Source organism: uncultured Algoriphagus sp. (assembly GCF_963974835.1).
Taxonomy (GTDB): Bacteria; Bacteroidota; Bacteroidia; order Cytophagales; family Cyclobacteriaceae; genus Algoriphagus.
Genome location: NZ_CAXBET010000001.1, coordinates 862649 through 887830 on the forward strand (window position 1 = coordinate 862649; position 25182 = coordinate 887830).

Sequence of the window (25182 nt, forward strand, 5' to 3'; positions counted from 1 at the left end):
GGATGGCAAATTTAGATTGTGCTGTATCGGGCAAAAGCTGTAGTTTAGCGGAAGCCACTAATGATTAGCAGCAATTGAATATTTGCTTAAATTAACCGAAAAGAACCCCCAGCATACCCTATCAGCCTAATGAAGAATTTTGTCCTATGTTTCTCCATACTTTTCGGAATATTGTTTTTTGGCGGGCTGGAAATGCAAGCCCTATATGCCCAAAATACTGATACTGAGCAAGTATATCTAGCTCAGGCGGATCATGGTGATTCCGATGAAGCTGTTGTCCATGGAGAAGCCCTTGCAGAAACCGGGGAAGAAGATCACCATTCCGCACCAATATGGTTAGTCATTCCATTCGTTGCATTATTACTAATGATTGCCACTGGGCCGTTATTTTATGAGCACTTCTGGCACAAAAATTATCCAAAAATTGCCATAGGCTTTGCGTTGCTGGTAGTTTTCTATTATTTATTTATTCTCGGGAATGTCCATGCACCTGTCCATGCCATGGCAGAGTACATTCAGTTTATTGCGCTTCTTGCCTCACTATATATTGCTTCTGGGGGAATCCTCATTGATATAGACAAAAAGGCTACTCCTTTTGCTAATGTAACTCTATTGATTGTCGGAGCATTGATTTCCAATTTAATTGGAACTACAGGAGCTTCTATGCTTTTAATACGGCCTTTTATCCGTCTGAATAAAGGTAACATTCAGGCATACCATATTATTTTCTTCATTTTTATGGTAAGTAATATTGGTGGATCGTTGACTCCAATCGGTGACCCTCCTTTATTTCTGGGATTCTTAAAGGGTATACCATTTTTCTGGACATTGGCACATAACTGGCCAGCGTGGGTGTTTGCACTAATGGTACTAGCTACTGCATTCTATTTTATAGATAAAAAATTAGGAAGGGCTAATGATGATAGTGAGCTGGCGGAGACTACTTATTCAAACAAGCTATCTCTAATTGGGGTGAAAAATTTTGGATGGTTATTTATTATCATCTGCTCAGTATTTCTGGATCCTAATGTAATAGAAGGTGTTCCAGCCATCATCTATGACGGACAGAAATTCTCTTATATCCGAGAAATCATCATGCTTTCGGTAGCTTTCCTTTCTTACCGTTTTGCAGATCAGCGAGCAATCAAAGGCAATGAATTCAACTTTGAACCTATCAGGGAAGTGGCCTTTATATTTATAGGGATATTTGGTACCATGATGCCGGCCTTGGAGCTAGTAGGGGCTTTTGCCAAATCCCCTGAAGGTGCGGCAATGATCACTCATAACACACTGTATTGGGGCACTGGAGTTCTGTCCGGATTCTTGGATAATGCACCAACTTACCTAAACTTCCTAGCTGCAGCCATGGCGTCTAAAGGTGCTTCAATCAACAATATTGAAGAAGTACGTCAATTTGCTGCGGATGGGTATCACGACTCCGCATTTGAATTGATGGCTATTGCGATCGCATCTGTATTCTTTGGTGCGATGACTTATATAGGTAATGGGCCAAACTTCATGGTGAAGTCCATAGCTGAGCAAAACGGTATTAAAATGCCTTCTTTCTTTGGCTATATCATCCGATTCTCGCTACCTATTTTATTGCCAATATTGTTCTTAGTCTGGCTAGTATTCTTCGCCTTCGTATAAGTTCTATACCTCGCTAAATCGAAAACAGGATTCAAGATGGTCATTGTAAAGCCCAGTTGCCTGCATATGTGCGTAAACTGTCGTGCTACCCAAAAATTTGAATCCGCGTTTCTTTAAGTCTTTGGCAAGTAAATCAGATTCTATAGTGGTAGTCTGGACTTCAGCCATGGAAGAAAGTCGGTTTTTAACAGGTTTATCTCCGACGAAGCTCCAGATATACTTGGAAAATGAGCCGAACTCCTGCTGTACTTCTATGAAGCGTTTTGCATTATTTATTGCTGCGCGGATTTTCAGGACATTCCGTATTATACCAGGATCTTGCATCAATTCCTGAACATAACTCTCAGGAAATTCTGCCACCACGTTATAATCAAAGTCCGCAAATGCTTTGCGATATCCTTCACGCTTTTTCAAAATAGTGGCCCAACTCAAGCCAGCTTGAGCAGATTCAAGGATTAAAAATTCAAAGTGTATTTGATCATCCCAAACCGGAACTCCCCACTCCTTATCGTGATAAGTAACATAATCTTCGAAACCAAGGCACCATGGACAGCGGCTTTTATGATCAGAAACTTGAAAAGTATTTTTCATTTGAATCAATTTAGATGAATAAAATTAACCAAGAATTGGGATAAGGAGGTAGAGAGCCTTACTTTTTGACTTCAATTGACAGTATAAAATGATTGCAACATCTACGCTTGAGATCAGCGCAAAAGCTTACAGACAGAATATCCGATACATACGTTCTGAAATAGGGCCAAAACCCACCATCTCTGCTGTGGTAAAAGGAAACGCTTATGGTCATGGGATATCGCAAATGGTCGAAATAGCTGAAAAGGCAGGAATTCGTCATTTCAGTACTTTTAGTTCAGACGAAGCTTGGGAAGTTTTAGAAAATTCAAAAAAAGGATCAGAAATCATGATTCTCGGAATGCTTCACTTGGAAGAGCTTCCTGAACTGATTAGAAAGGGAATCAGCTTTTATGTTTTTGACTTTGAAAGGCTTGAAAAAGCAATTTCCGTTTCAAGGCAAATCGGTGTCAGGGCAAAAGTTCATATTGAAGTAGAAACTGGATTTCATAGAACTGGATTTGATTGGATTCAGCGTGAAAAACTTGCTGAAAAACTCTTGAAAAATATTGATTTCATTTCTATAGAAGGGCTATGTACTCATTATGCAGGAGCAGAATCAGTGAGCAATTTCGTGAGAGTTAAAAACCAGATCGCACGATATCACGATTTTAAGGAATTTTTTAACGGGCAGAATATAGAATTCAAAATATATCATACAGCCTGCTCTGCTGCAACTCTTATTTTCCCTGAAACTATCATGGATATGGTAAGAATCGGTATAGCTGGATATGGTTTTTGGCCTACAAAGGAGACTTTTTTTGCGAAGCTAAATTCTCTACCCAAAGGAAATAAAAACCCATTAAAACGTCTCATCACCTGGAAAAGCTGCATCATGAGTCTGAAAGCTGTGAAGACAGGTGAGTTTGTTGGATATGGTAATAGCTATATGGCGCTTGAAAATATCCGACTTGCCATCATCCCAGTAGGGTATGGACATGGATATAGTCGCCTGCTGAGTAATCAGGGCATGGTGCTGATTAAGGGGCAATATTGCCAAGTCGTAGGCACTGTCACTATGAATGCCATTGCTGTGAATGTCAGCAAAATTAAAGATCTGAAAGTGGGAGATGAAGTTGTACTCATCGGAAAGCAAGGTGGTAAAGAAATAACTGTCGCATCCTTTTCCGAGTCTACTCAGATGGTAAACTATGAAATGCTTACCCGATTACCCAAAGACATTCCAAGGAAAATTATCCCTTAATAGAAAATCACTGTCTTGTTATTGATCGGCATCACTTTGCGATCTATGTGATATTTGATGGCTTTGGAGAGCACTACTTTTTCTACGTCCTGACCGATTTGCACTAATTCAGCGACTGTATTATGATGTCTAACTCTGGCAACTTCTTGCTCTATAATAGGCCCTGCATCCAATTCTTCTGTGACGTAATGTGCCGTTGCGCCAATGATTTTCACGCCTCGTTCAAATGCGGCATGGTAGGGCTTAGCCCCTACAAAAGCAGGCAAAAATGAATGGTGAATATTGATAATCCGATTTGGGAAATGCTGGATAAATTCTACCGATAAGATCTGCATGTATCTTGCCAGCACCACGAAATCAATTTGATTGGCCTTCATCAACTCCAGCTGGTTTGTTTCGGCAGCAGCTTTGGTTTTCGGAGTAAGGGGAATATGATGAAATGGAATTCCAAATGCCTCCACGATTTCTTTCAAACTTTCATGGTTTGACAATACCAAAGGAATATCAACGTCTAACTGTCCTGCATAGTGTCGGCCCAAAATATCAAACAAACAATGAGAAAGTTTGCTAACGAAAATGGCCATTCTCGGCTTTGGGAAATTAAAATGAAGTTTAAAATCCATCTGAAACCGCTGCCCAACTTCTGACTTAAACTGTTCAGCAATCTTTTCTTTCTCCAGAGAAAAAGTATCTAATTCCCATGCTGCTCTCATAAAAAACATACCCATTTCCTCGTCTACATGCTGATCTACTTCCAGTATGTTTCCTTGGTAGGAATAAAGGAATCCGGAGACTGCAGCTACTATTCCCTTTTGATCAGGACATTGAATAATGAGAATGGCTTTTTTCACGACGAATAATTAACTATTCCAGATATCCCAAGAGGCCTCTGCCTGTAAAACAAGCATTTCATATCCATTCTTAGCCTTTCCTCCGGCATCAAGGCAGGCCTTCATTAGAGTGGTCACCGGAGGGTTATACACTAGATCATACACAAAATGCGAAGAAGAAAATTGCGCTAAAGGAATAGCTGGAATTCCCTCTACATTTGGGAATGTGCCTAGTGGAGTGGTGTTTATGATAAGATGATGAGTCTTCAGTATTTCTGGATCTGAGGCCAGATCCTCATATGTGATTTGGTCCTCATCTTCCGAGCGGGATACATTCAGGAACTCTATATCCAAATCTATTAATGCCTGTGTGATGGCTTTCGAAGCTCCTCCAGTGCCTAGAATCAATGCTTTTGGTTTTACGCCACCGAGCCAAGGAGAAAGTGAATTTTTAAACCCAATGTAATCTGTATTGTATCCTGTTCGAATCCCGTCCTGAATATGAATGCAGTTTACCGCACCGATTTCCTCGCAGGCTTCTTCCAAGTCATCCATCAATGCGATCACGTCTTCCTTGTGGGGAATGGTCACATTGATGCCTTCGATTTCTGGATTATCATTAAGAATATCATCTAGCTCAAATGCGTTTGGAATATCAAATAATTCATAGGAACAATTTTCTATACCTTCCCTTTCAAATTTCTCGCTGAAATATTTCTTGGAAAATGAATGTGTAAGCGGATGCCCTATCAGTCCGAATTTCCTCATGATTTCTTTAAATATGCTGCTAGACGATCTATCCCATACACTAAAATAATCCCAAATAGGAATGCAGATACAGCCAATACTAATTTTGGTTCAAAACCTGTCTGATCTAAGTAGTCACTTGGGAATAGATTTTTAGTCAAAAACGGCTTTTCTTCTCCACTAGAGGAAGTTCGGTAGGCTGTGACAATTTTCCAAGGCCATAATTTATTGATTGATCCAAGCATAAAGCCTGAAAGCAATCCTATAGTGATGGAATAATAATGTTTGAGCAACCAAGAAATGACACGGCTGAAGGACAATAAACCAACAATACATCCCAAAGCAAAAACAGCAAGAGTAACAAAATCACGCTCTGAAACTGCATGTAATATTGGCTCATATTTCCCTAAAATCAGAAGAATAAAGCTTCCGCTGATTCCTGGCAAAATCATGGCACAAATAGCAATAGCACCTGCTACAAAGGTAAACCATAGTGCATCAGGACTAGATGTAGGCGGTAATTCGGTGATAAAATACGCAGCAACTGTGCCGATGATTAATGCGATTATTACGCCTATGCTCCATTTCTTGATGTCTTTCAGAATAAGAAAGGCACTGATCAAAATCAGCCCGCAGAAAAATGACCATAGTGGAATTGGGTGCTCGTCCATCAAATAAGTGATGAGCTTGGATAGCGAAAAAATGCTTGTAAGAATTCCCAAAAATAGACTTACTAGAAAGGCCCCATTCACTGCTTTGAAGAATTCTTTGAATTCAAACCTTAGCAACAGCTTTAGACTATCTCCATTGAAGGAATTAATACTACGAAGTAACTCTTCGTATATGCCGGTGATTAGCGCAATAGAACCACCGGATACTCCCGGTACGATGTCTGCCGCTCCCATGCTCATGCCCTTTAGGTAGGTGAGCACATACTTTCTAATAGAATCCATGGTCAAAAATAAAGGCTGATAGGAATATTCCAATCAGCCTGTAGTGAGTTAAGTCGAATTACAATTTTATTTCTCCCAAAAAGTGATCAAATGTATCCCCTCTCAAACCTAGTCGAATTGTTTCCAAAGGAATTATTTCCGAAGGGCTAATATTTCCAAGATTCACATTTGCACCGATTAATTTAATGAACCAGACCTGCTGTGACTTGATCGGAGCCTCCCAGATGATTCTTTCCTCAGGGATCTGAGTCAAAATTTCTTCCACTAATCCTTGTCGAACTTCCCCGGAATCTCTGAAAAGGCCAACATTTCCCCCTTCTCTGGCTTCTCCTATTACTTTCCAAGCTCCTGCATCCAACTCTGTCTGCATCTGCTCTATCCACTTGTAAGGAGGTATTATTTTAGCAGCATCCTTAGATCCCACTTCAGATAGTACAGTTACTTGCTTGGCCAGTGTAGAAATGAATTCACATTTCTTATCGTGGTTTAGAGAGATAGAACCATCTGATACTTCAGCAAATGACAGATCGTATTTATCTAGCACTTTTCTGTAGTCATCAAATTGACCTCTTACAATAAAAGCTTCAAAAAGAGTTCCTCCTAGGTATACGGGTATTCCAGCCTCCTTATAGATTGCCAGTTTTTGAGATAAGTTTTTGGTCACATAGGATGTTGCCCAGCCTAGCTTTACGATGTCTACAAAATCAGAACAACTGTCTACAAAATCTTCTGTGGCACGGAGGCTTAGGCCTTTGTCCATAGCCATGGTAAATCCTTTGGTTCGCGGCTTTTCAGTCCGAACAGGGATATTATTCAGCTCATAATTCATTAGCGAGGTTTTAATGTTACGACTCGAGATTTTGCTCTCGATATTGGGCAATAATCTTGTATAAGGCTTTCTGCTGCTTAAGCTCCGGCATCAAATCATACATGATGGTATGCTTTTCAAAGTCCAAAGTTAACCCATTTTCCAAAAATGAAAACGCCTCTTTGTAATTGCCCATTTTGATAAGGTACACTACCAAGCGATAATATAGCTCTGCCTCTTCCGGCATTTCCTCAATACCTTCACGGGTCACATCGATAGCTTCCTCAAAGCGGTTTTGCTCGAAATATATAAGTCCCAGATTCACATAGGTTTCCAGAATTCCGGGCTCTAGATTGATAGCTTCCTCATAAGCTTCGGAGCTTGCCTGCATATTGCCAAGATTGAATTCAGCGTCCGCAAGACCTACCCAATAATTTGCGTTTTCTTTAGTAAGATTTAACGCTTTTTTAAAATAATGTATCGCTTCGAAGAATTTTTCCTTCTTCAACATGCACATTCCGAGTCCAAACCAGGCATCGTCGTACTCCTCATCAAACTTGGCAGATTTCTTAAAATATTTGAAAGCCTCCTCGATTTTATCCAGCTTCTCATATGCAGCACCCATATAGCAGCAGTTCTCCGCATTTGCGCCTTCACAGTTAATGGTGTTTTGATAAGCTTCCAATGCGAGTTCATACTGCTGGGTATTCATTAAGGCATTTCCCAGATTAAAATAGGCCGAAGCGAAGGTGTCATCGATCAAAATGGCATAATCATACGCCTTAATTGCATCTTCAAATCTTCCCAGGCGATTATATACCACGCCCAGATTGTACCAGGCACCTGCGCTATAAGGATCTTGATCAATAAATTCCTGATAGAAATCAAGTATCTCATCGAAAGAGCCTTCTTCCTCAGTGATCATCGCCAACTGAAAAAGAGCGTCCTCATGATTGATGCGATTTTTTACAGCTTCTTTAAAGTAGAAACTTGCTTTTTCGTTATTGTTTTGGACACGGTATAGATTACCTAACGAGTAAAATACCTCTGCTTTATCTTCTGCCAATGGAAGAAACTTCTCCAGTAATTCAATTCCTTCTCTAGGTGTTCCTGCCAAGATGTGTGCGTTAGCTAAAGCAAGAATAATCTCTTCGTTATTGGGAGAAATATTATTGATGTTTTCCAAAATACCCAATCCCTCTTCCAACTCGTCGTTGAAAATAAGACACTGAGCCTGCAAGAGCTTGATTTCTACTGAAAAAGGGAACCTTTCCAGAGAAAACTCAGCAGCACGTAAAGCCTTTAGAAACTTCTGTTGATCAAAGTAAAATCGGATGATATCTTCCAATTCTTCCTCTTCAAAATAAAGGTCCAGATTGGATTGCAGGGAATTTTCAAATCGCTCTACCAGCTTCTTATCATTTTCCCAATCGTGATCGTGATCTCCGGTCATTAGGATGTATTATGGTTTATTTAAGTTACCAATTAATTTGGTCTCTCAAAATCTCGATTTGTTAAAATTTTATTTTCGCATTTGTAAGAAACAGCTGAATCTCATCTGGCGAGTTGGAGTAGAAACGATGGTGATCAAAAATAAGTTTACTTTGCCCATCTAAAGGTGTCTTCCAGACTACGATAATTACTTTTAAGTGTCTTATTTACTTTAGAATTATCAAAGAATACTTTTTGCTGAGAGATCATTGCTGTTTTCTTATTTAAAGGACTTTTGCTCAATCCTATTTTCCTAAAGAAGTTATTAAAGAAAACGGCCGTTTTTAGCATTACTTGGTTTACTGCAGTAGCAGGTGGTTTTTTTCCGAATACGGAAGCCATGATTTCAAAGAATTTCTTATAAGAAATCTTCTCTTTGTTTAAGATAAAGCGCTCTCCCCAAGCTTCTTTTTCCACTAATTCCCTTACTTGTCTCGCTGCATCCCGTACATCAATGTAGTTTAGATCTCCTGTGGGGTAATAGGAATTTTCCTCCAACACATAATGATAGATATCTGAAGAGCTTCGGTCATCACTGATTTTTCCTAATAATATTGAAGGGTTCACCACAATAAGGTCCAGGCCTTCCTGTTCTCCCCTCCAAGCCTCCAGCTCAGCCAAGTATTTGGAAATCCCATAATGTGTATTGTAAGGAGATTCTACCCATTTGAAATTCTCATCTATTTCACTCAATTCTGGGCTTCTGCCTATTGCTGCGACAGAACTTATATGAACTAGTCTTTTCACCCCTACATTCAGCATTGCATTTACCAGGTTAGTCGTGCCATCTACATTGATTCGATGTAGATTATCTTCGTCATAGGAATCGAAAGAAACTTTACCTGCTGCATGAACGACCAAATCCATTCCGGTGATTGCGGACTCCAGAGATTCTATATCCGAAAGCTCACCTTCATGCCAAATAATCTGAAAATCAATTCCTTCAAGAAGTCTTAAAGAGGATTTTTTTCTGCGGAAGCCATGAATCTCACCAAGAGCTGCAAATTCCTTAGCCAGATAGCTACCAAATAAGCCTGTAATGCCTGTAATGAGAATTTTCATTGACTAATATGACTAATCAAAGAGAGGAATTTAGCAACTGAAGTTGCTTGATTTTACTGTACAATTTTGATTTAGGTAAAGTCTCCATCATGTCTAAATAACGTGGATTGTGGCAGTCAGTACCAAAAAATCTAACCAAGCCTGTTTCCACCAGCATTTCGCCGAAGTCCTTAACAGGCTTAGAATAAAAACCTGTAAGAGAAAGCAGGTTTACCTGAAAGATAATCTTTCGGTCAGTGAGATCCTGAAGTAGACCTTTGTCTGCGATTAAATATTGATAACGCTCTGGGTGCGCTAGAATAGGTTTAAGACCTGCCATTTCGAGTTGAAAGATGATTTCCAAAAGCATCTGAGGCTTATTGATAAACCCTGTCTCTACCAGAATGTAGTTGTCACCAAAAGTCAGGATTTCTTCCCCATCTTTAATTTTCTCAAGGAAAATTTCATCCATGTAATACTCCGCAGCCGCTTCAATTTCTATGGATATACCCTCGTTTTTTATCGCTCTCCGAAGATCTTCCAGCCCCATATTGATTATCTCAGGAGTATTCCTATAATACTCTGCCATAATATGCGGAGTGGTAATAATTTTACGCAAGCCGTAACCGGAAAGCCTCTTGATTAATTGAATGGATTCCTCCATGTTTTTAGACCCGTCATCTATACCTGGAATTAAATGCGAATGCATGTCTACCTCCAACCAACTTAGGTCCAATTCTTCGATTTCCTCTGGCTTTTTCTTGAACAGATCTAAAAACCCCATTATAATCCTCCTTCGCTAGTTTTGAATTCTTCCAAAGTTGGCCACACAGCATCTTTATCAGAAGTCATAGGAACTTCTACCTGCCAGTCTATCTGCAGAGCGGGATCATTCCAAAGGATTCCACCTTCACTTTCTTTATTATAGTAATTGGAACATTTGTAGGCAAAAATCGAATCCTCCAATACAGAAAATCCATGTGCAAAACCTGCCGGAACATACATTAGATTGTTTCTTTCCGCATCCAGGATGGTAGAATATTTTTGTCCAAATGTCGCCGAGTCTTTTCTCAAATCCACGATCACGTCCAAAACTTTTCCTTGTATCACCCGAACCAGTTTTGCCTGAGCAAATTCACCTCTCTGGAAATGAAGTCCTCTGACGGTTCCCTTCTGGGAATAACTCTGATTATCTTGTACCCATCCATGTGTTACACCTTCAGCAAGTAGCCAGTCTTCACGATATGATTCAAAGAAATATCCTCTTTGGTCTTCAAAAATTCTAGGGAATATCTCTAAAACACCATTCAGGTTTGCTTTTTTTATTTGGGCCATCTTGAGCTATTGTTTCGCGTTTAAAAGGCAAAATAACCAACAGACAGTTCACTATCCTAATCAATTTTAAGGAAATATGTCGAACTTTAAGTTCTCCAAAGTAAGAAGTCGCAAAATGCAAGAGTAATAATGAGGGTTCTGAGACTAATAGGAAACTATATTTCAGTTATTCGCATTGTTTCGATATAGCAATTAAAATATGAGTAAACATTCCCGAAAACTTCAAAAACTTCATGAAACAGCCGTCAAAGAGGAAACGGCTATTTTAGTAAGTGTAATACGTCAATATCAAACTGATCAGCAAACCGATGAATATCTGGATGAATTGGCATTTCTGACAGAAACTTTAGGCGCAAAGACTGTACATCGCTTTACCCAAAAAATGGAAAAGCCGGATATCAAGACTTTCGTGGGTTCAGGAAAACTTGAAGAAATTCAAGCGTATATCAAGCATTTTGATGTCGACATGGTCATTTTTGATGATGACCTATCTCCTTCCCAGATGAGAAACTTGGAAAATGAACTGAAGGTCACGATCTACGATAGATCTCTTTTGATTCTGGACATTTTTTTAAAAAGAGCACAAACCGCCCAAGCGAAAACGCAGGTAGAACTTGCTCGATTCCAATATTTACTTCCTCGACTCACTAACCTTTGGACTCACTTGGAGCGCCAGAGAGGGGGCACGACCACACGTGGAGGATCAGGTGAAAAGGAAATTGAAACGGATAAGCGAGATATCAGAGGGAGAATCACACTTTTGAAAGAGAAGCTCCGTGAGATAGAAAAGCAAGGTGAAACCCAGCGAAAAGGTAGAAAAGGAATTGTGCGGGTAGCAGTAGTCGGTTATACCAACGTAGGAAAATCTACACTGATGAACCTCATCACCAAGACAAATATTTTAGCTGAGAATAAGCTTTTCGCTACGGTAGATTCTACTGTACGGAAAGTGGTTTTGGAAAATGTTCCATTCCTACTTTCTGATACTGTTGGGTTTATTAGGAAACTCCCGACCCACTTAATCGCAGCTTTCAAATCTACCTTGGATGAAATTCGTGAGGCGGATCTTTTGGTACATGTTGTGGATATTTCCCATCCGCATTTCGAGGATCATATCGCTGTAGTCACCGAAACTTTGAATGAAATCAAAGCCGGAGACAAGCCTATTTTGCTTGTGTTTAATAAAATCGATCTGGTAGAAACTATGCCAAGCGAGGAAGAAAGCATGCATATGACGGAATTGGAATTGGAAGAAGCTGATTTTCATGATTTCGACGCGCTGGCGGAGGCTTACGGTAAGAAGACCGGAATTCCACCAGTGTTTATGGCTGCTGCAAGCGGACTGAATGTGGAGGGTTTCCGCGAGGCTTTGATCACAGAAGTGAAAAAGCAACATCGAAAAATCTATCCTCATTATTTGGAAGACGAAACTTTTAAGATCGAGCAAGAATAAATAGAAGTAAGTAGCAATCAATTCTTAACCTAGTATGCGTATGATTAAATTTCTTTCTGTTTCGATGGATCTTTGATTATTCTAGCTAATATTTTGGCAATAGAGTTTCAATAAACCCACGATAATGAATTCGGAATTTTCCCAGTACGATATTTTCTTTGAATTGACTCCTGACTTAGTTTGCATTGCCGGGTTCGATGGATATTTTAAGAAAGTAAATCCTTCCGTACAGCAACTTTTGGGGTACTCTTATGAGGAATTGTACGATTCACCTATTCATAATTTTATCTATCATGAAGATAAGCAGACCACTGCCAGAGTAAGGACTGAATTACTTAATTCCTGTCCTCTGCTTAACTTCGAAAACAGGTACGTTACTAAATCGGGTGAAATAGTTTGGCTCTCTTGGACTTCCCAGCCCGTACAGGATTCTCAAATAGTATTTGCGATAGCTAAGAATATAACTCCTAAAAAGGAGCTGGAAGCTGAGCGAAATGCACTTTTGGCGGACTTGACGGAAACCAATAAAGATCTTCGTCATATAGGGCACATGACTGCACATGATCTAAGGTCTCCGATCAATAACCTGCTATCCCTTTTTGAGCTAATAAACTATTCACATATTACGGACAAAGAAACCTTCGAACTGATGGAGGTTTTCAAAATGTGTTGTGAAGATTTGCGGGATAAACTAAATATCTACTCAAAAGAATTACAGGAAAAAAAATCTCTTTATATACCAGTTAAGGAGGTGGATCTTCGAAAGGTGGTTAGGAATGTGTCTAAATCTATAGGTTCTATTCTTAAAAATGCGGGTGCAAGAATAGATGTAAATTTTGATGCGATCTCTAAAATCAATTCGAACGCCACATATTTAGAAAGCATTTTCCTAAACTTGGTCACTAACTCGGTAAAATATAAAAAAGCACACACCTCACCTGTTATTAAAATTTCTTCTGCTCTGATTGGTGATAAAGTCTACTTGAAATTTTCAGATAATGGATTAGGTTTTGATTTGAATAAGGTTGGGGATAAGATTTTTGGATTCCAGCAATCATTCACAACTCAAAAAGACAGCAGAGGAATTGGCCTTTATTTGGTGTACAACCATGTCCAAAGTCTCGGTGGAACTATAGAAGTAGAAAGTGAACTCAATCACGGAACAACATTTACAATCATAGTAAACCAATAGCCCATATAGAGCAAAATTTATTGCGTTTTTCGAAATTGCACTATATAAGCAGGACAGTTTAACCGATCAAAATAAATTGTTTGCCACAAAAGTGTAAAACCACTAATTAGCAGCAATGTATAAATCAGTAATCCTATTCTTTTTTACAGCAATAGCTCTTTTTTCCTGTTCACAAAAAAAAAATGAATTTGGCAGTGATATCAGCACTGATCAGGAGCAAATCCAAGCTGGAAAAGTACTTTTTGAAAATAATTGCAGCACTTGTCACAATTTCCAGCAGAATGGAATTGGTCCCAATCTTAGCGGGGTCACTCATAGTGTAGAAACAGAATGGGTTAGGAATTTCATTCAAGATCCTGCTAAAGTCATCGATTCAAATGACCCTAGAGCGGCAGCGCTTTTTGAAGTTTATAATACCTACATGCCAGCTTTTTCTAGCTTGACCGATCAGGACATAAATTCACTTTTGGCATACATTCATACTTATGCAACTTTACCCGATACAGTTCCTCAAACTGGTTTAGCGGATCCTATTCCCGATAGTATTCCTGATTCCGGCGTACGATTAGAACTAGAGTTTTATACCCAGATTCCCGCATCAAATCCTGAACCACCACTAGCCAAGATCACCAAATTGGAGTCTGAGCCTGTTTCGGGAAGGACATTTGTGAGTGATCAGCATGGCACACTTTACGAGCTAAAAGATGGGAAACATTCAGTTTATCTCCCTTTAAAAGAACTTCGACCAAAATTGGTTTCTAAGCCAGGCTTGGCCACAGGATTTGGGAGCTATGCATTCCACCCCGAATTCAGCAGCAATGGGCTTTTATATACTTCGCATACAGAGCCTTCCGGAACTATGCCCGCTGATTTTGACTATGCAGATAGCATAAAAGTCACAATGCAATGGGTATTGACGGAATGGAAAACTGATAATCCTGAAGCTCCTACTTTTCAAGGAGAAGGACGTGAATTCATGCGAATAGATGTAGTAACCCAGATTCATGGAGTTCAGGAATTAGCTTTTAATCCAAACTCCAAACCCGGAAGTGAGGGTTACGGTTTGCTTTATATTGCTCTTGGTGATGGAGGAAGTGCGGAAAGTGGCTTTGCTTTTTTGGCTGATCATCAGGGTTCAAAAATCTGGAGTAGTATCATGCGCATTGATCCAGCAGAGAGAAATAGTAAAAATGGCAAGTATGGGATTCCTGAAAATAATCCCTTTGTTGGGAAAGCAGGAAAGGCCGGAGAAGTATATGCCTACGGTTTCCGAAATCCTAACCGTGTTTTCTGGGACAATACAGGTAGAATGTTTGCCACAGAAATTGGCCATCATAACGTAGAGGAACTAAATCGAATCGAGCCGGGCAAATTTTATGGCTGGCCAATAAGAGAAGGTAGTTTCATTATCAATCCTTATGGTGATATGGGCAGTGTTTATCCGATAAATGATCAGGATAATAAGCTAGATGTTACTCACCCTATTATTCAAATCGACCACGATGAAATTGCAGCAATTATTGGAGGATATTTCATGCCTTCAGGCCCGCTTGAGGGCAAATGGGTTTTTGGAAATATAACGTCTGGACGCCTTCTTTTTGCAGATCTTAGTGACTTGAACAATGTCCCTGTCAAAAGTTGGGGAATTACTTTTCAAGGAAAGGAAATGGATCTCCAGGAACTTTGTGGAAGCAAACGAGTGGACCTCAAATTTGGACAGGACAAGACAGGCCAAATTTATTTGATGACCAAAGCCGACGGAAAAATCTACAAGATCAAGGATTAGAATAATTCCTATCTAAAAGCTTAAAAACTTATACAGCTAAAGTTGAAACGAATTAGTAAATTGAATTGCTATGTTCGACTTTATCAATCAGTTGTCCGTTGATATCATTTTTTTCGGTAAGGTAATTACCAGAGAACTGTTAATTGCAAACCCTTGGTATTGTCTAGACGAAACCCGAAAGATTAACTCCTATTACACTTTCTTTGAAGATGGTACTTCAGTTAAGACAGAAAACGGTGAAGAATACGAATTGGACTGTAAACTAACTCCTGAAGGAATTCTAGAATTCATCGATGACATAGATCCTCCGCTGCGATTTGAGGTGAAGTGTTTGGGAAATCAAATGATTGTCTTCAAATACCCAGGCGATAACATGACCGGCCTGGTTCTATTCACTGAAGAAAAAGCAAAGGAAGTGCTTATTCCCTTTTTGAATTAATTTCCCAAAATATTCATCGAGCCAACATAGTAATCTTTATCCACAATGATTTCGGCATTTTTCTGCGAAACATCAACTGATTGCCAACCCTGAGTAGGTTTCAAAACCATTTCCTTTCCATCGACATAGATTTTCACCGGCATATCGAATCCATCGATTACATTTTCCCAACGATAAAACAACTTACCTTCCTCCAAATAATAGCTGAAAATAGGAATTCGAATATCCCTTAAGTATTGATCAAAAACAGGGCTTAGATCAATTCCAGCTTTCTGAGAGATGTAATTTTCGATTTGTCGGGTGGTGACTGTTTTATGGTAAAACTCAGAATTCAAGCCTCTCAATATTGATCTCCATTTCTCATCATCATTTACAATCTGGCGGATCATATGCAGCATGTTGTGACCTTTGTTATACATGTCGCCAGAACCTTCCTGATTCACACCGTATGTGCCTATCACTGGAATATCGTTTTTGATACCTTTTCTCAAACCTAAGGTATAAGCTGACCCAGCTTCTTTTCCATAGAAATAATCCAAGAACAAGTTCTCAGAATAAGAAGTGAAGCCTTCATGTACCCACATATCGGCGATATCTCGGTAGGTGATATTATTCGCAAACCACTCGTGACCTGACTCGTGGATGATGATAAAATCAAACTTCAATCCCCAGCCTGTTCCACTCAGATCACGACCCAAATAGCCATTTTCATATTCATTCCCATAGGTCACAGAACTTTGATGCTCCATACCCAAATAGGGTGCTTCCACTAGTTTATAACTGTCCTCATAAAACGGATACGGTCCAAACCAATGTTCAAAGGCTTCCATCATTCTGGCCGCATCGGCAAATTGCTTTTTGGCTTTCTTTAAGTTCTCCCGCAGCACATAATAATCCATGTCCAGTTCGCCTTTTTCGCCTTTGTATTTTTCTCCGAAATGGACATAATCGCCCACATTGATATTGATTCCGTAGTTATTTATTGGGTTTTTCACTTCCCAGTGATAGGTTTTGGTCTTGGCGTCCTTGTCATGATCCGTTCCTATCAATCGACCATTGGAAACGTCCATCAAATTTTCCGGAACAGTCACGCTCATCAAAACTCCCTGATCAGTTTCATCATACATATGATCCTTGTTTGGCCACCAGATGCTAGCGCCAAGTCCTTGATTGGAATTAGCAATAAAGGGAAGGCCATTGCTGTCCTTTTTCCAAGTCAATCCACCATCCCAAGGTGGGCGAACTGCCTCCACAGGTGTTCCTGAAAAAGTCAAAATCACTTCCTTTTCTTCTCCCACTTTTTGCGAAGCTTTCATAGTGATAAAATGCGCATTTCCCTCGTGCTCAATTTCTAATTCGATTCCATCCTGCACCGCTTTGGTGAGTTGCATAGGCGCTTGCAAGTCAATCTGCATGCGCTTTGCATCTTCCAACACTTTGTATCGCACGGTATTTTTGCCTGAAAGCGACTTGGTCTCGGGATCTACTTTTACTTCCAAATGATAATATTGTAGATCCCACCAGGCACGCTCAGGAGTGATCGTACCTCGAAGGGTATCCTGTCTTGTAAATTCCTCTCCATGAGGAAACATCTGTGCTTGAGCACTAAGACAAAGAAGTAGGGAAAAACTTAGAAGTATAAATCTCATGGCGAAGTCAAAATTTGGGATTTGAACTCACAAGATACTTGGAAGGATTTATTGAAAAGCCATACATTTCCACGAAAGGACTTAATTTTAGTGAAATGAATCTTGTCAACGCATGAAGAAACCAGCCGAATCGTCACTAATCAAAGGCGAAATTGCGGACTATTATTTCGATGGAAAAATTCTGTATTCCTATTCCAAATCCATCAAGCGCACGGTCCAGCTGATAGCCGACAATGTGGCTTTGGTAAAAAGCATTACTGGAAATAAGCCAGTTCCTTTGCTGATTTATCTTTGCGATTCACCAGTTCCTGATAAGGCTACGAGGAAATTTTCCACGGCTAAACTTCCTGAAATCTACACCTCAATGGCAATGGTTTCGAAGCCTGGACTTTCCCAATTCATCATGCGTATCTTATTCAAATTCCAGAAACCGCCGATTCCGATGAAGTCATTTACAGATGATGAGGAAGCAAAAAAATGGCTTAATCAATTGTAATGAATCCGATCAATTATAATAACCGTGCTTTCCGCGCAGTGCAAAACACAGAAAACGGCGAAACCTCCGCCGAGACAGTTTTCCACTATCACCAAGAAGGTACTATTCTGACTGCAGAATATTCTGGCGGAAAAATCCTCAAAGGACATCTAATTGGTCTGGTAGATGAAGCCGGAAATATTACGATGCGCTATCATCAGGTGAATTCCGCTGGGGAACTGATGACTGGTATCTGCCATTCCAAACCAGAAATCCTAGAAAATGGTAAAATCCGTCTCCATGAAACCTGGGAATGGACTTCTGGTGATCGGTCTAAAGGGAAAAGTGTAGTAGAGGAGATTTGAGTGCAGGTTGGATGTTCGATGCTGGGTGTTTGATGTTACGAAATTGCTAGATCGAAGCAATACTAAAATTGGTTTTATCGTATATTAGAGTGTTTTAAATCAAACGATTATGAAAAAGGAAAAATTGAAATTAGATATATATTCCATGATCGCTGATGTGGAAAGTGAAGAATGGCTAGAGGAAATCAAAACTTTTTTAGCCAATAAAGCTGACTATCAAGAAAGGTTACTATCTGCTGCCCAGGCATCGGAGGAGGATATAAAATATGATAGAGTGATGGATATGGATGAAATAAAAAGACGCGTATCCAACAAACTAGGTAAATGAAACTTCGCTTTTCCGAAGGAGCATGGAAATCATTGGATAATACAATTAATTTCTACCTTTTTGAACTTGAAATACCTGAATTTATTGTAGATAAAATTGTTGCCGAGCTATTTAAAAAAATAGAAAATCTGGTAAAAAACCCTTTTTTGGGTCAGGAGGAACCATTCTTATCTCACTTGGGTAAAAATCATCGGCGCATTTTTCACATGAATATCAAAGTAATCTATAGGATTGAAAAGGATGTGATATATGTAATCGATTTTTTTGATTCAAGACAAAACCCATCAAAGATGAAATCCTGAAAAGTAAAATGCCCAGCGGATTCAAAACCCGCCAGGCATATTTTTTAGCTCACGGGCTCAGAAACAGCTTCACGAAGTTCTTTCGCAGCAGCCACCATTTCAATCAAAGCCTTTCTGGTTTCTTCCCAGTGACGGGTTTTCAGGCCACAATCAGGATTCACCCATAGATTTGCCGCTGGGATTACAGCTTTAGCTTTTTCCATTAGTTGGATCATCTCAGTTCTCGAGGGCACTCGTGGCGAATGGATGTCATATACTCCTGGTCCAATTTCATTTGGATAGTTAAACTCCGCGAAGGCATCCAACAATTCCATTTGAGATCTCGAACACTCGATCGTAATCACATCGGCATCCATGTCCGCAATATTCTGGATGATGTCATTGAATTCCGAATAGCACATGTGCGTGTGAATCTGGGTTTCATCTTTCACTCCACTTGCCGAAAGTCGGAAGGCCCGAACCGCCCATTCCAAGTAATTTTGCCAGTCAGCTTTGCGCAGAGGTAAACCTTCTCTGATAGCAGGCTCATCAATCTGAATAACACCTATTCCGGCTTTCTCAAGATCGATCACTTCATCGCGTATCGCCAACGCGATTTGTGTGCAAGTCTGAGATCTTGGCTGATCGTTTCGTACAAAACTCCATTGCAAAATCGTAACTGGGCCAGTGAGCATTCCTTTCACAGGTTTTTCGGTAAGCGACTGCGCAAAAGCTGACCAGCGAACCGTCATCGGTTCCGGTCTATACACATCGCCATAGATAATCGGCGGCTTCACGCATCTGCTTCCATAGCTCTGCACCCAGCCAAATTTCGTAAAAGCAAATCCTGCCAACTGCTCACCAAAATACTCGACCATATCATTCCGCTCAAATTCTCCATGCACGAGAACATCCATGCCGATTTCTTCCTGCCAAAGAATGGATTCTCTAGTCTCATCTTCCAAGAGCTTTTCATACAGCTGCTTAGTCAAATCCCCTTTTTTGAATCGAGCCCTCCAGGATCTTACCTCTGTGGTCTGCGGAAAAGAGCCAATAGTCGTAGTGGGAAAAAGTGGGAGGTTTAATGCCTTTTTTTGGATGGACTGGCGAGTAGAAAACTCATTTCGCCTCTTATCATCCGTTGATTTGATAGCATTTACTCTGTTTTTCACCTGATCATTGTGGATAAGAGTGGAATTTTTCCTGTCTTCCACTTCTTGTAGATTTTGTGCCAAAACATCCAAATTCTCTATGGAACTACCATCTTCTACAAGTTTTTTGAGAGCTACCACCTCTTTGATTTTCTGCTTCGCAAAGGCCAACCATTGCTTCACTTCAGCAGGAAGAGATTCTGTATTTTCCTCCAAATCTAAATCACAAGGTGAATGTATCAATGAGCAAGATGGTGCTATCCAAACACGATCCTTACCAATTTTATCTACCGCTTTATTGATAAGCGAAAGTGAATGTTGAAAGTCATTTTTCCAGATATTTCTGCCGTCTACTACTCCCAAAGAAAGCTTCACATTGGCATTCAATTTCCCCGAATCAAGAATGTCGTCTAGCTGTGAAGGACATCTTACTAAGTCTAAGTGAAGTGTGTGTATGGGAAGGGAAAGTGCTGTTTCCAAGTTCTCCCCGAAGCAATCGAAGTAATTAGCAAGGGTGATTTTAAGAGAAGGGAAAGCTTTTTTGATCTCTTTATAGACGTATGTAAAAGCATTTTTCTCTTTCTCGGTTAAATCCATCGCAAAGAAAGGCTCATCAAACTGAACATATTCCACATGCAGAGAATCGAGTTTTTTCAGTATTTCCAGATAAACTGGAAGGAGGTTTTTGATCAGGTCGATACGCTCAAAACCTTCTTCCTTTTCTTTACCCAAAAGCAAATAGGAAACTGGGCCGATCAAAACTGGCTTGGTCGTTATTCCTACTTGTTTAGCTTCAGTGAATTCCATAATAACCTTGGTGGAGAACAATTTGAATTCTTGATTTTTGGTAAACTCAGGAACGATGTAATGATAATTCGTATCAAACCATTTGGTCATCTCCATCGCAGTGATGTCCAGTCCATTTTGCTGGTAGCCACGCGCCATCGCAAAGTACAAGTCCAGCTCATTTCCTCCTTTTTGGAGTATCACCTCATGATAGCGCTCAGGGATGGCACCGACCATCAAAGACATGTCTAACACTTGATCGTAAAATGAAAAATCATTTGACGGAATGAGGTCAATTCCAGCATCCTTTTGAAACTGCCAGTTCGCTTTTCGGATTTTTTCTCCCGATGTAAGCAGATCAGAAGTTGTGATTTTACCTGACCAATATTGTTCGCAGGCTTTTTTGAGTTCTCGGTGGCTACCAATTCGCGGATAGCCAAGATTATGCGTTTGCATCTCTTTTAACTTTTAATGATGAATAATTAGTTAAAAGCTCTTTAGCTCGATCTCACCATGCAGGCGAATTGAGGGCAAATCGAAAAGTAAAATACGCGCATAGCAGGAATTGTCTGAGCCGAGGGACACAGATAATAGTATACTAAGAAAACGCATCAAACTAGACTAAAAGGCCTCATTTCGCGGAAGCATCGTCAATTCGGAATAGGCAGGTCTCCTGACTTGTAACGACTTTCATCGTCCTTCCCGTCTCCGTGGTGTGGGCGACAGTGGACATGCGAGGATGATCGTCTTTGGTATGTTACTTACAGTTGCGCGACAGTTCGTGATTTTCACACGATTCCCTATTAATCTACAGCTAAGTAAAACCTCTTCCGGTTGATAAAGAAATAAAGTTAAGAACTATTTCAGCGGTGAAAGTAGTGAAAATTATGTAATTACCCGTAATGATGCCAGCAACCAAATTCTCTTTGATATACTGGACGGAAGACCGATGACCGAAGTCACCTAAATCTAAGTGTTTACCAAATCCTAATACGCATTTGCATCTTTACTTGTAGTAAATCGAAGATAGGAGGCACTTCTAAACTTCAATTCCCCAACAACCAGTTTTAACCAACATTTCAATGCTATGATGGACCACCTACTTTGTACTTGAGACTTTTTACTTCGTACTTTAAACTTTATAGCCTAATTCTCCACTCTTTCGGATAATAGTTATTCACACGGTTTCCTAAGTTTTTGATCCAGCCAAGAGGTAAGTTATTATAAGTTATCAACACCCAGCCAACTGGTAAATCAGGGATTTCAAACTCATTTTTACGCAAAAATTCAATGGCTTCAGTTTCCGAAAGCTCATGGGAAGGGAAGTTCTTTTTAGGTAATGTGGATAAAGCCCACTCATGATTTGGAATCCAGTCGTTTTTCTGCTTTTTCCCAATTTCCACTCCAAAATACTTCAAGCTCAAATGGTGTGAAATTTTCTGAAAATGCAGATTCCAATCTTTGGAAAACCTGAAATAAGAATCATTTAGTGTATAGAATTTTCCGCTACCATCAAACCCTAATTCCGCATCCAAATCGCTGGATTCCCGATTAAATACTTCCTTCAGGTAAGGATGTTTGAAATCTTTTATTCGCTTCGGTTCTTGGATATAAGCCTCTGTTGATCGCTTCAAAACCGTAATAAAAAAGCCTTCTCCCTCCACCAAATGCGGGAAGAATCGATAGCCATAAAATGTTTTTCCTTCAGCTTCTACCTCGGTTTCCCTGATATTCCAACTAGCATCTAACGGAATTCGAACCGGCTCATACGAAAACTCTTCCGTCAAAAACCGGATCATATCTTCATTTTCCTCCTCATTGAACGTGCAGGTACTGTAAACCAAATATCCATCAGCCTTAACCAAAGCGCCGGCTTGATCCATGATCCGTTTTTGCCGGGCAGAACAAAGCTGCACATTGTCAATGGACCATTCTTCCCTAGCCTGAGGATCCTTGCGAAACATTCCTTCTCCAGAGCAAGGTGCGTCAACAAGAACCAAGTCAAAAAAGCCCTCCAGAGGAGAAAAATGACCAGGATCATTGTTGGTAACCACAGCATTTCCCAATCCCCACTTGATAATATTTTCTTTCAAAATCTGAGCTCTAGGCTGGATGACCTCATTGGCAACCAGCATTCCTTCACTACCTAAATAGGAAGAAAGCAAGGTTGATTTACCGCCAGGTGCAGCGGCCAAATCGAGATAAATTCCCTTGGGAATTTCCAGGGAATTAAGAATATGCTCGATAAAAATAGAGGATGCTTCCTGCACATAATAGGCTCCTGCATGTATCGCAGGATCAAGAGTAAATGAAGGTCGTTCTTCCAAAAAAAAGCCCGTTTTGGACCATGGTATGGGCGTGTTTTTCCATGAAAGTGAAAAAGTTTTGGCAGAATTTAACCTGATGGAAGTTCGGGAAGGATTATTAATTGCTTCTTTGAATTGCTCAAATTCGGCTTGACCGAGTAGTTCGAGCATCTGAGACTCGAATTCCTTAGGAAGATTGGTTTCTGGCATGGAACAAATATAAGTCAACAGTTCGCAGTCTCAGTAATCAGTTTTCAGAAACTGAAATGCTTTACCAAATCTTAGAGATTGCTAGATTGTCTAAATTCTAAAGATTTATGGAAATCCTCGCTAAAATTCTCATTGGCGTCATTGCTGCCCTTCACCTATACTTTTTATACTTCGAAATGTTCGCTTGGGAAACAATCGGAAAAAAAACTTTCAAATCCCTACCAGCAGAATTATTTCCTAAAACCAAAGGACTAGCTGCCAATCAGGGACTATACAATGGCTTTCTGGTAGCAGGATTGGTTTGGTCGCTGTTCATTGAGGATCACAAATGGGCCTTTTATGTAGCGATATTCTTCCTGAGTTGTGTGTTGGTTGCTGGAATTTTTGGTGCACTGACGGCAAGTAAAAAAATCTTTTGGGTGCAGGGTTTACCAGCGCTAATCGCCTTGGTATTGTTGCATCTTTAAATAATCCCTTTTAAAACAAAAGGCGCAAGGTTCATCTTAATAAACTTTGCGCCCTCTGCGTCTCTGCGGTTTTAAACCTTATAAATCATCCTCCTCAAAATCATCTTCATCGCCCGGCCCCATATCAAACATGGAGCTAAAAAGGTCCTTGAATTGTAATCCTGTATCAAGCACTTTTTTGCTCAGCTGAGAGAATTCCGCCAATCCATGAAGTGCAAATTCCATAAAGAATTCCTTCTCCTTTTCCGACATATCTTTTACCAATTGAGTCACTACCTCTTCCAATCCTGGAACGGAATGAAGTGCTGATTTATATTCCTTGTCCGCTTGGGAAGCTAGAATATCCAACTCATTCCCCTCTCCAAACCAAGCCAGTGGCAGCACATATGGGTTGCCTTGTTTTTCTTTTTTCTTCTGCTCAGGTGAAGGGAAATAATTTACAAACTGCGAACGGATGGCTTTTCCGATCAAATTATAAGCAACTAAACCTGCGCCTTCCTGCTCGCCTTCATAGACAAGTTCCACCTTTCCAGTAATAGCAGGGATCACTCCAATCAGATCCGCAATCCGAATAATTGTATTGCTTTCTCCATTCATATACATTCTGCGCTCAGCAGCGGAAATCAAGTTTTCGTAAGCCGAAATCGTCAATCTCGCAGAAACACCGCTTTTCTCATCCACAAATTCAGAACCTCGAGCCTCAATAGCAATCTGCTCGATCAAGTCTTTCATCAATTCAGGAACATAGATATTATCCACAGGCTTGCCTTTAAGATTGGATTCCTGTGCGGTAATCCTTCTCCCGATCTCTATAGACTTAGGATAATGCGTAATGATCTGACTTTCTATTCTATCCTTCAGCGGAGTCACTATGCTACCACGATTAGTGTAATCTTCCGGATTGGCTGTAAATACAAATTGAATATCCAACGGCAATCTCAATTTGAAACCACGGATCTGAATATCACCTTCCTGCAAAATATTGAATAGCGCTACTTGAATTCTAGCCTGTAAATCCGGCAATTCGTTGATCACGAAAATGGAACGATGTGACCTTGGCACCAAACCATAGTGAATTACACGTTCGTCGTTATAGCTCAACTTCATTGTAGCAGCCTTGATTGGATCCACATCACCAATCAAATCCGCCACGGATACATCTGGCGTGGCCAATTTCTCTGTATATCTATCTGATCTATGCCACCATGTGACAGGCGTATTATCGCCCTTTTCCTCAATCAAATCTTTGGCAAAAGAAGTCAAGGGTAGCAAAGGATCATCATTCAGTTCCGCACCAAAAACTACAGGAACGTATTCATCCAAGAGATGTGTCATCATTCTGGCAATCCTGGTTTTCGCTTGACCTCTCAGACCAAGTAAGTTGATGTTGTGTCGAGAAAGAATCGCCCGCTCAATGTCTGGAATCACAGTATCCTCATATCCCCAGATTCCTTCAAAGACGTTTTCCTTTCGCTTGATCTTCAAAATCAAATTATCGCGAAGTTCTTCTTTGATTGATTTGGGTTGGTAGCCAGCTGCCTTCAGTTGGCCAAGTGTTTTTATCTGGGTGAGTTCCTTTGGTGTCAGTTTTTGGTAGTCCATATT

24 protein-coding genes and 1 riboswitch are annotated in these 25182 nt (G+C 40.1%); of the genes, 11 read left to right on the forward strand and 13 right to left on the reverse strand.

Annotated elements, in window-relative coordinates:
• The first annotated feature begins 129 nt into the window (after positions 1-129).
• Positions 130-1650 carry a sodium:proton antiporter gene (locus AACZ73_RS03865; RefSeq protein ID WP_339875568.1) on the forward strand — a complete coding sequence of 507 codons (1521 nt, stop codon included), beginning with the start codon at positions 130-132 and terminating at the stop codon, positions 1648-1650.
• Positions 1651-1653: 3 nt separating this feature from the next.
• Here AACZ73_RS03865 and AACZ73_RS03870 read toward each other — a convergent pair whose 3' ends face one another.
• Positions 1654-2241 (reverse strand): DNA-3-methyladenine glycosylase I, encoded by a 588-nt coding sequence (locus AACZ73_RS03870; protein WP_339875570.1) that lies wholly within the window; start codon positions 2239-2241, stop codon positions 1654-1656.
• 88 nt (positions 2242-2329) lie between these two features.
• On the opposite strand from AACZ73_RS03870, the gene alr reads away from it, so the two are divergent.
• Entirely contained in the window at positions 2330-3484 is a 1155-nt protein-coding gene (gene alr / locus AACZ73_RS03875; protein WP_339875572.1) for an alanine racemase, read from the forward strand.
• Here the strand turns inward: alr and purU are convergent.
• The 8 genes from purU to rfbC all read right to left on the reverse strand — a co-directional run bounded on the left by purU (position 3481) and on the right by rfbC (position 10689).
• Positions 3481-4335, reverse strand: a complete 855-nt coding sequence (gene purU / locus AACZ73_RS03880) for a formyltetrahydrofolate deformylase (protein WP_339875574.1) — start codon at positions 4333-4335, stop codon at positions 3481-3483. The genes alr and purU overlap by 4 nt on opposite strands.
• Positions 4336-4344: 9 nt before the next feature.
• Positions 4345-5082, reverse strand: coding sequence for a shikimate dehydrogenase (locus AACZ73_RS03885; protein WP_339875576.1), 738 nt, complete (start codon positions 5080-5082; stop codon positions 4345-4347).
• Positions 5079-6014, reverse strand: a complete 936-nt coding sequence (locus AACZ73_RS03890) for a DUF368 domain-containing protein (protein ID WP_339875578.1) — start codon at positions 6012-6014, stop codon at positions 5079-5081. Before AACZ73_RS03890 ends, AACZ73_RS03885 begins: the two co-directional genes overlap by 4 nt.
• A 58-nt stretch (positions 6015-6072) precedes the next feature.
• Positions 6073-6843: a phosphosulfolactate synthase gene (locus AACZ73_RS03895; protein WP_339875579.1), complete on the reverse strand. Its 771-nt coding sequence runs from the start codon at positions 6841-6843 to the stop codon at positions 6073-6075.
• 16 nt (positions 6844-6859) lie between these two features.
• On the reverse strand, positions 6860-8275 hold the full coding sequence (locus tag AACZ73_RS03900; RefSeq protein ID WP_339875580.1) for a tetratricopeptide repeat protein: 1416 nt from the start codon (positions 8273-8275) through the stop codon (positions 6860-6862).
• 146 nt (positions 8276-8421) lie between these two features.
• Positions 8422-9375 carry an NAD-dependent epimerase/dehydratase family protein gene (locus AACZ73_RS03905; protein ID WP_339875581.1) on the reverse strand — a complete coding sequence of 318 codons (954 nt, stop codon included), beginning with the start codon at positions 9373-9375 and terminating at the stop codon, positions 8422-8424.
• 16 nt (positions 9376-9391) lie between these two features.
• Positions 9392-10138, reverse strand: a complete 747-nt coding sequence (locus AACZ73_RS03910) for a CpsB/CapC family capsule biosynthesis tyrosine phosphatase (RefSeq protein WP_339875583.1) — start codon at positions 10136-10138, stop codon at positions 9392-9394.
• On the reverse strand, positions 10138-10689 hold the full coding sequence (rfbC, locus tag AACZ73_RS03915; protein ID WP_339875585.1) for a dTDP-4-dehydrorhamnose 3,5-epimerase: 552 nt from the start codon (positions 10687-10689) through the stop codon (positions 10138-10140). The genes AACZ73_RS03910 and rfbC overlap by 1 nt, the downstream gene beginning before the upstream one ends.
• Before the next feature lie 199 nt (positions 10690-10888).
• On the opposite strand from rfbC, the gene hflX reads away from it, so the two are divergent.
• From hflX to AACZ73_RS03935, 4 genes are all read left to right on the forward strand, one after another.
• Positions 10889-12142: a GTPase HflX gene (gene hflX / locus AACZ73_RS03920; protein WP_339875587.1), complete on the forward strand. Its 1254-nt coding sequence runs from the start codon at positions 10889-10891 to the stop codon at positions 12140-12142.
• A 124-nt stretch (positions 12143-12266) separates the two neighbouring features.
• Positions 12267-13334, forward strand: coding sequence for a PAS domain-containing sensor histidine kinase (locus tag AACZ73_RS03925; protein WP_339875589.1), 1068 nt, complete (start codon positions 12267-12269; stop codon positions 13332-13334).
• A gap of 115 nt (positions 13335-13449) precedes the next feature.
• A complete protein-coding gene (locus AACZ73_RS03930; RefSeq protein ID WP_339875591.1) occupies positions 13450-15120 on the forward strand; it encodes a PQQ-dependent sugar dehydrogenase in 1671 nt (556 codons plus the stop codon).
• A gap of 70 nt (positions 15121-15190) precedes the next feature.
• Positions 15191-15559: a hypothetical protein gene (locus AACZ73_RS03935; RefSeq protein ID WP_339875593.1), complete on the forward strand. Its 369-nt coding sequence runs from the start codon at positions 15191-15193 to the stop codon at positions 15557-15559.
• On the opposite strand, the gene AACZ73_RS03940 is transcribed toward AACZ73_RS03935, so the two are convergent.
• On the reverse strand, positions 15556-17208 hold the full coding sequence (locus AACZ73_RS03940; protein WP_339875594.1) for a M1 family metallopeptidase: 1653 nt from the start codon (positions 17206-17208) through the stop codon (positions 15556-15558). The two genes, AACZ73_RS03935 and AACZ73_RS03940, sit on opposite strands and share 4 nt — an antisense overlap.
• A 112-nt stretch (positions 17209-17320) precedes the next feature.
• On the opposite strand from AACZ73_RS03940, the gene AACZ73_RS03945 reads away from it, so the two are divergent.
• The 4 genes from AACZ73_RS03945 to AACZ73_RS03960 all read left to right on the forward strand — a co-directional run bounded on the left by AACZ73_RS03945 (position 17321) and on the right by AACZ73_RS03960 (position 18678).
• On the forward strand, positions 17321-17704 hold the full coding sequence (locus AACZ73_RS03945; protein ID WP_339875596.1) for an STAS/SEC14 domain-containing protein: 384 nt from the start codon (positions 17321-17323) through the stop codon (positions 17702-17704).
• Complete coding sequence (locus AACZ73_RS03950; protein ID WP_339870137.1) at positions 17704-18048, forward strand: n-acetylglutamate synthase; 345 nt, start codon at positions 17704-17706, stop codon at positions 18046-18048. The genes AACZ73_RS03945 and AACZ73_RS03950 overlap by 1 nt, the downstream gene beginning before the upstream one ends.
• 109 nt (positions 18049-18157) lie before the next feature.
• On the forward strand, positions 18158-18376 hold the full coding sequence (locus AACZ73_RS03955) for a hypothetical protein (RefSeq protein ID WP_339870136.1): 219 nt from the start codon (positions 18158-18160) through the stop codon (positions 18374-18376).
• A complete protein-coding gene (locus AACZ73_RS03960) occupies positions 18373-18678 on the forward strand; it encodes a type II toxin-antitoxin system RelE/ParE family toxin (RefSeq protein WP_339870135.1) in 306 nt (101 codons plus the stop codon). Before AACZ73_RS03955 ends, AACZ73_RS03960 begins: the two co-directional genes overlap by 4 nt.
• A 44-nt stretch (positions 18679-18722) precedes the next feature.
• On the opposite strand, the gene metE is transcribed toward AACZ73_RS03960, so the two are convergent.
• Complete coding sequence (metE, locus tag AACZ73_RS03965; RefSeq protein WP_339875598.1) at positions 18723-21050, reverse strand: 5-methyltetrahydropteroyltriglutamate--homocysteine S-methyltransferase; 2328 nt, start codon at positions 21048-21050, stop codon at positions 18723-18725.
• A 189-nt stretch (positions 21051-21239) separates the two neighbouring features.
• Positions 21240-21438: riboswitch (cobalamin riboswitch) on the reverse strand.
• A 295-nt stretch (positions 21439-21733) separates the two neighbouring features.
• The gene (locus AACZ73_RS03970) at positions 21734-23110 is read right to left on the reverse strand and encodes a tRNA/rRNA cytosine-C5-methylase (RefSeq protein WP_339875600.1); all 1377 of its coding nucleotides are present in this window, start codon (positions 23108-23110) and stop codon (positions 21734-21736) included.
• A gap of 107 nt (positions 23111-23217) precedes the next feature.
• Between AACZ73_RS03970 and AACZ73_RS03975 the strand changes: the two genes are divergently transcribed.
• Positions 23218-23577 (forward strand): DUF1304 domain-containing protein, encoded by a 360-nt coding sequence (locus tag AACZ73_RS03975; protein WP_339875601.1) that lies wholly within the window; start codon positions 23218-23220, stop codon positions 23575-23577.
• 78 nt (positions 23578-23655) lie between these two features.
• Here AACZ73_RS03975 and AACZ73_RS03980 read toward each other — a convergent pair whose 3' ends face one another.
• Positions 23656-25179, reverse strand: a complete 1524-nt coding sequence (locus AACZ73_RS03980; protein ID WP_339875603.1) for a magnesium chelatase — start codon at positions 25177-25179, stop codon at positions 23656-23658.
• Between the last annotated feature and the right edge of the window lie 3 nt (positions 25180-25182).

Bases quoted from the DNA above. Each gene is read 5' to 3' on its own strand.
- AACZ73_RS03865 (WP_339875568.1), top strand. From the start codon at position 130: ATGAAGAATTTTGTCCTATGTTTCTCCATACTTTTCGGAATATTGTTT.
- AACZ73_RS03870 (WP_339875570.1), bottom strand. From the start codon at position 2,241: ATGAAAAATACTTTTCAAGTTTCTGATCATAAAAGCCGCTGTCCATGG.
- alr (WP_339875572.1), top strand. From the start codon at position 2,330: ATGATTGCAACATCTACGCTTGAGATCAGCGCAAAAGCTTACAGACAG.
- AACZ73_RS03885 (WP_339875576.1), bottom strand. From the start codon at position 5,082: ATGAGGAAATTCGGACTGATAGGGCATCCGCTTACACATTCATTTTCC.
- AACZ73_RS03890 (WP_339875578.1), bottom strand. From the start codon at position 6,014: ATGGATTCTATTAGAAAGTATGTGCTCACCTACCTAAAGGGCATGAGC.
- AACZ73_RS03895 (WP_339875579.1), bottom strand. From the start codon at position 6,843: ATGAATTATGAGCTGAATAATATCCCTGTTCGGACTGAAAAGCCGCGA.
- AACZ73_RS03900 (WP_339875580.1), bottom strand. From the start codon at position 8,275: ATGACCGGAGATCACGATCACGATTGGGAAAATGATAAGAAGCTGGTA.
- AACZ73_RS03905 (WP_339875581.1), bottom strand. From the start codon at position 9,375: ATGAAAATTCTCATTACAGGCATTACAGGCTTATTTGGTAGCTATCTG.
- AACZ73_RS03910 (WP_339875583.1), bottom strand. From the start codon at position 10,138: ATGGGGTTTTTAGATCTGTTCAAGAAAAAGCCAGAGGAAATCGAAGAA.
- rfbC (WP_339875585.1), bottom strand. From the start codon at position 10,689: ATGGCCCAAATAAAAAAAGCAAACCTGAATGGTGTTTTAGAGATATTC.
- hflX (WP_339875587.1), top strand. From the start codon at position 10,889: ATGAGTAAACATTCCCGAAAACTTCAAAAACTTCATGAAACAGCCGTC.
- AACZ73_RS03925 (WP_339875589.1), top strand. From the start codon at position 12,267: ATGAATTCGGAATTTTCCCAGTACGATATTTTCTTTGAATTGACTCCT.
- AACZ73_RS03930 (WP_339875591.1), top strand. From the start codon at position 13,450: ATGTATAAATCAGTAATCCTATTCTTTTTTACAGCAATAGCTCTTTTT.
- AACZ73_RS03935 (WP_339875593.1), top strand. From the start codon at position 15,191: ATGTTCGACTTTATCAATCAGTTGTCCGTTGATATCATTTTTTTCGGT.
- AACZ73_RS03940 (WP_339875594.1), bottom strand. From the start codon at position 17,208: ATGAGATTTATACTTCTAAGTTTTTCCCTACTTCTTTGTCTTAGTGCT.
- AACZ73_RS03945 (WP_339875596.1), top strand. From the start codon at position 17,321: ATGAAGAAACCAGCCGAATCGTCACTAATCAAAGGCGAAATTGCGGAC.
- AACZ73_RS03950 (WP_339870137.1), top strand. From the start codon at position 17,704: ATGAATCCGATCAATTATAATAACCGTGCTTTCCGCGCAGTGCAAAAC.
- AACZ73_RS03955 (WP_339870136.1), top strand. From the start codon at position 18,158: ATGAAAAAGGAAAAATTGAAATTAGATATATATTCCATGATCGCTGAT.
- AACZ73_RS03960 (WP_339870135.1), top strand. From the start codon at position 18,373: ATGAAACTTCGCTTTTCCGAAGGAGCATGGAAATCATTGGATAATACA.
- metE (WP_339875598.1), bottom strand. From the start codon at position 21,050: ATGCAAACGCATAATCTTGGCTATCCGCGAATTGGTAGCCACCGAGAA.
- AACZ73_RS03970 (WP_339875600.1), bottom strand. From the start codon at position 23,110: ATGCCAGAAACCAATCTTCCTAAGGAATTCGAGTCTCAGATGCTCGAA.
- AACZ73_RS03975 (WP_339875601.1), top strand. From the start codon at position 23,218: ATGGAAATCCTCGCTAAAATTCTCATTGGCGTCATTGCTGCCCTTCAC.
- AACZ73_RS03980 (WP_339875603.1), bottom strand. From the start codon at position 25,179: ATGGACTACCAAAAACTGACACCAAAGGAACTCACCCAGATAAAAACA.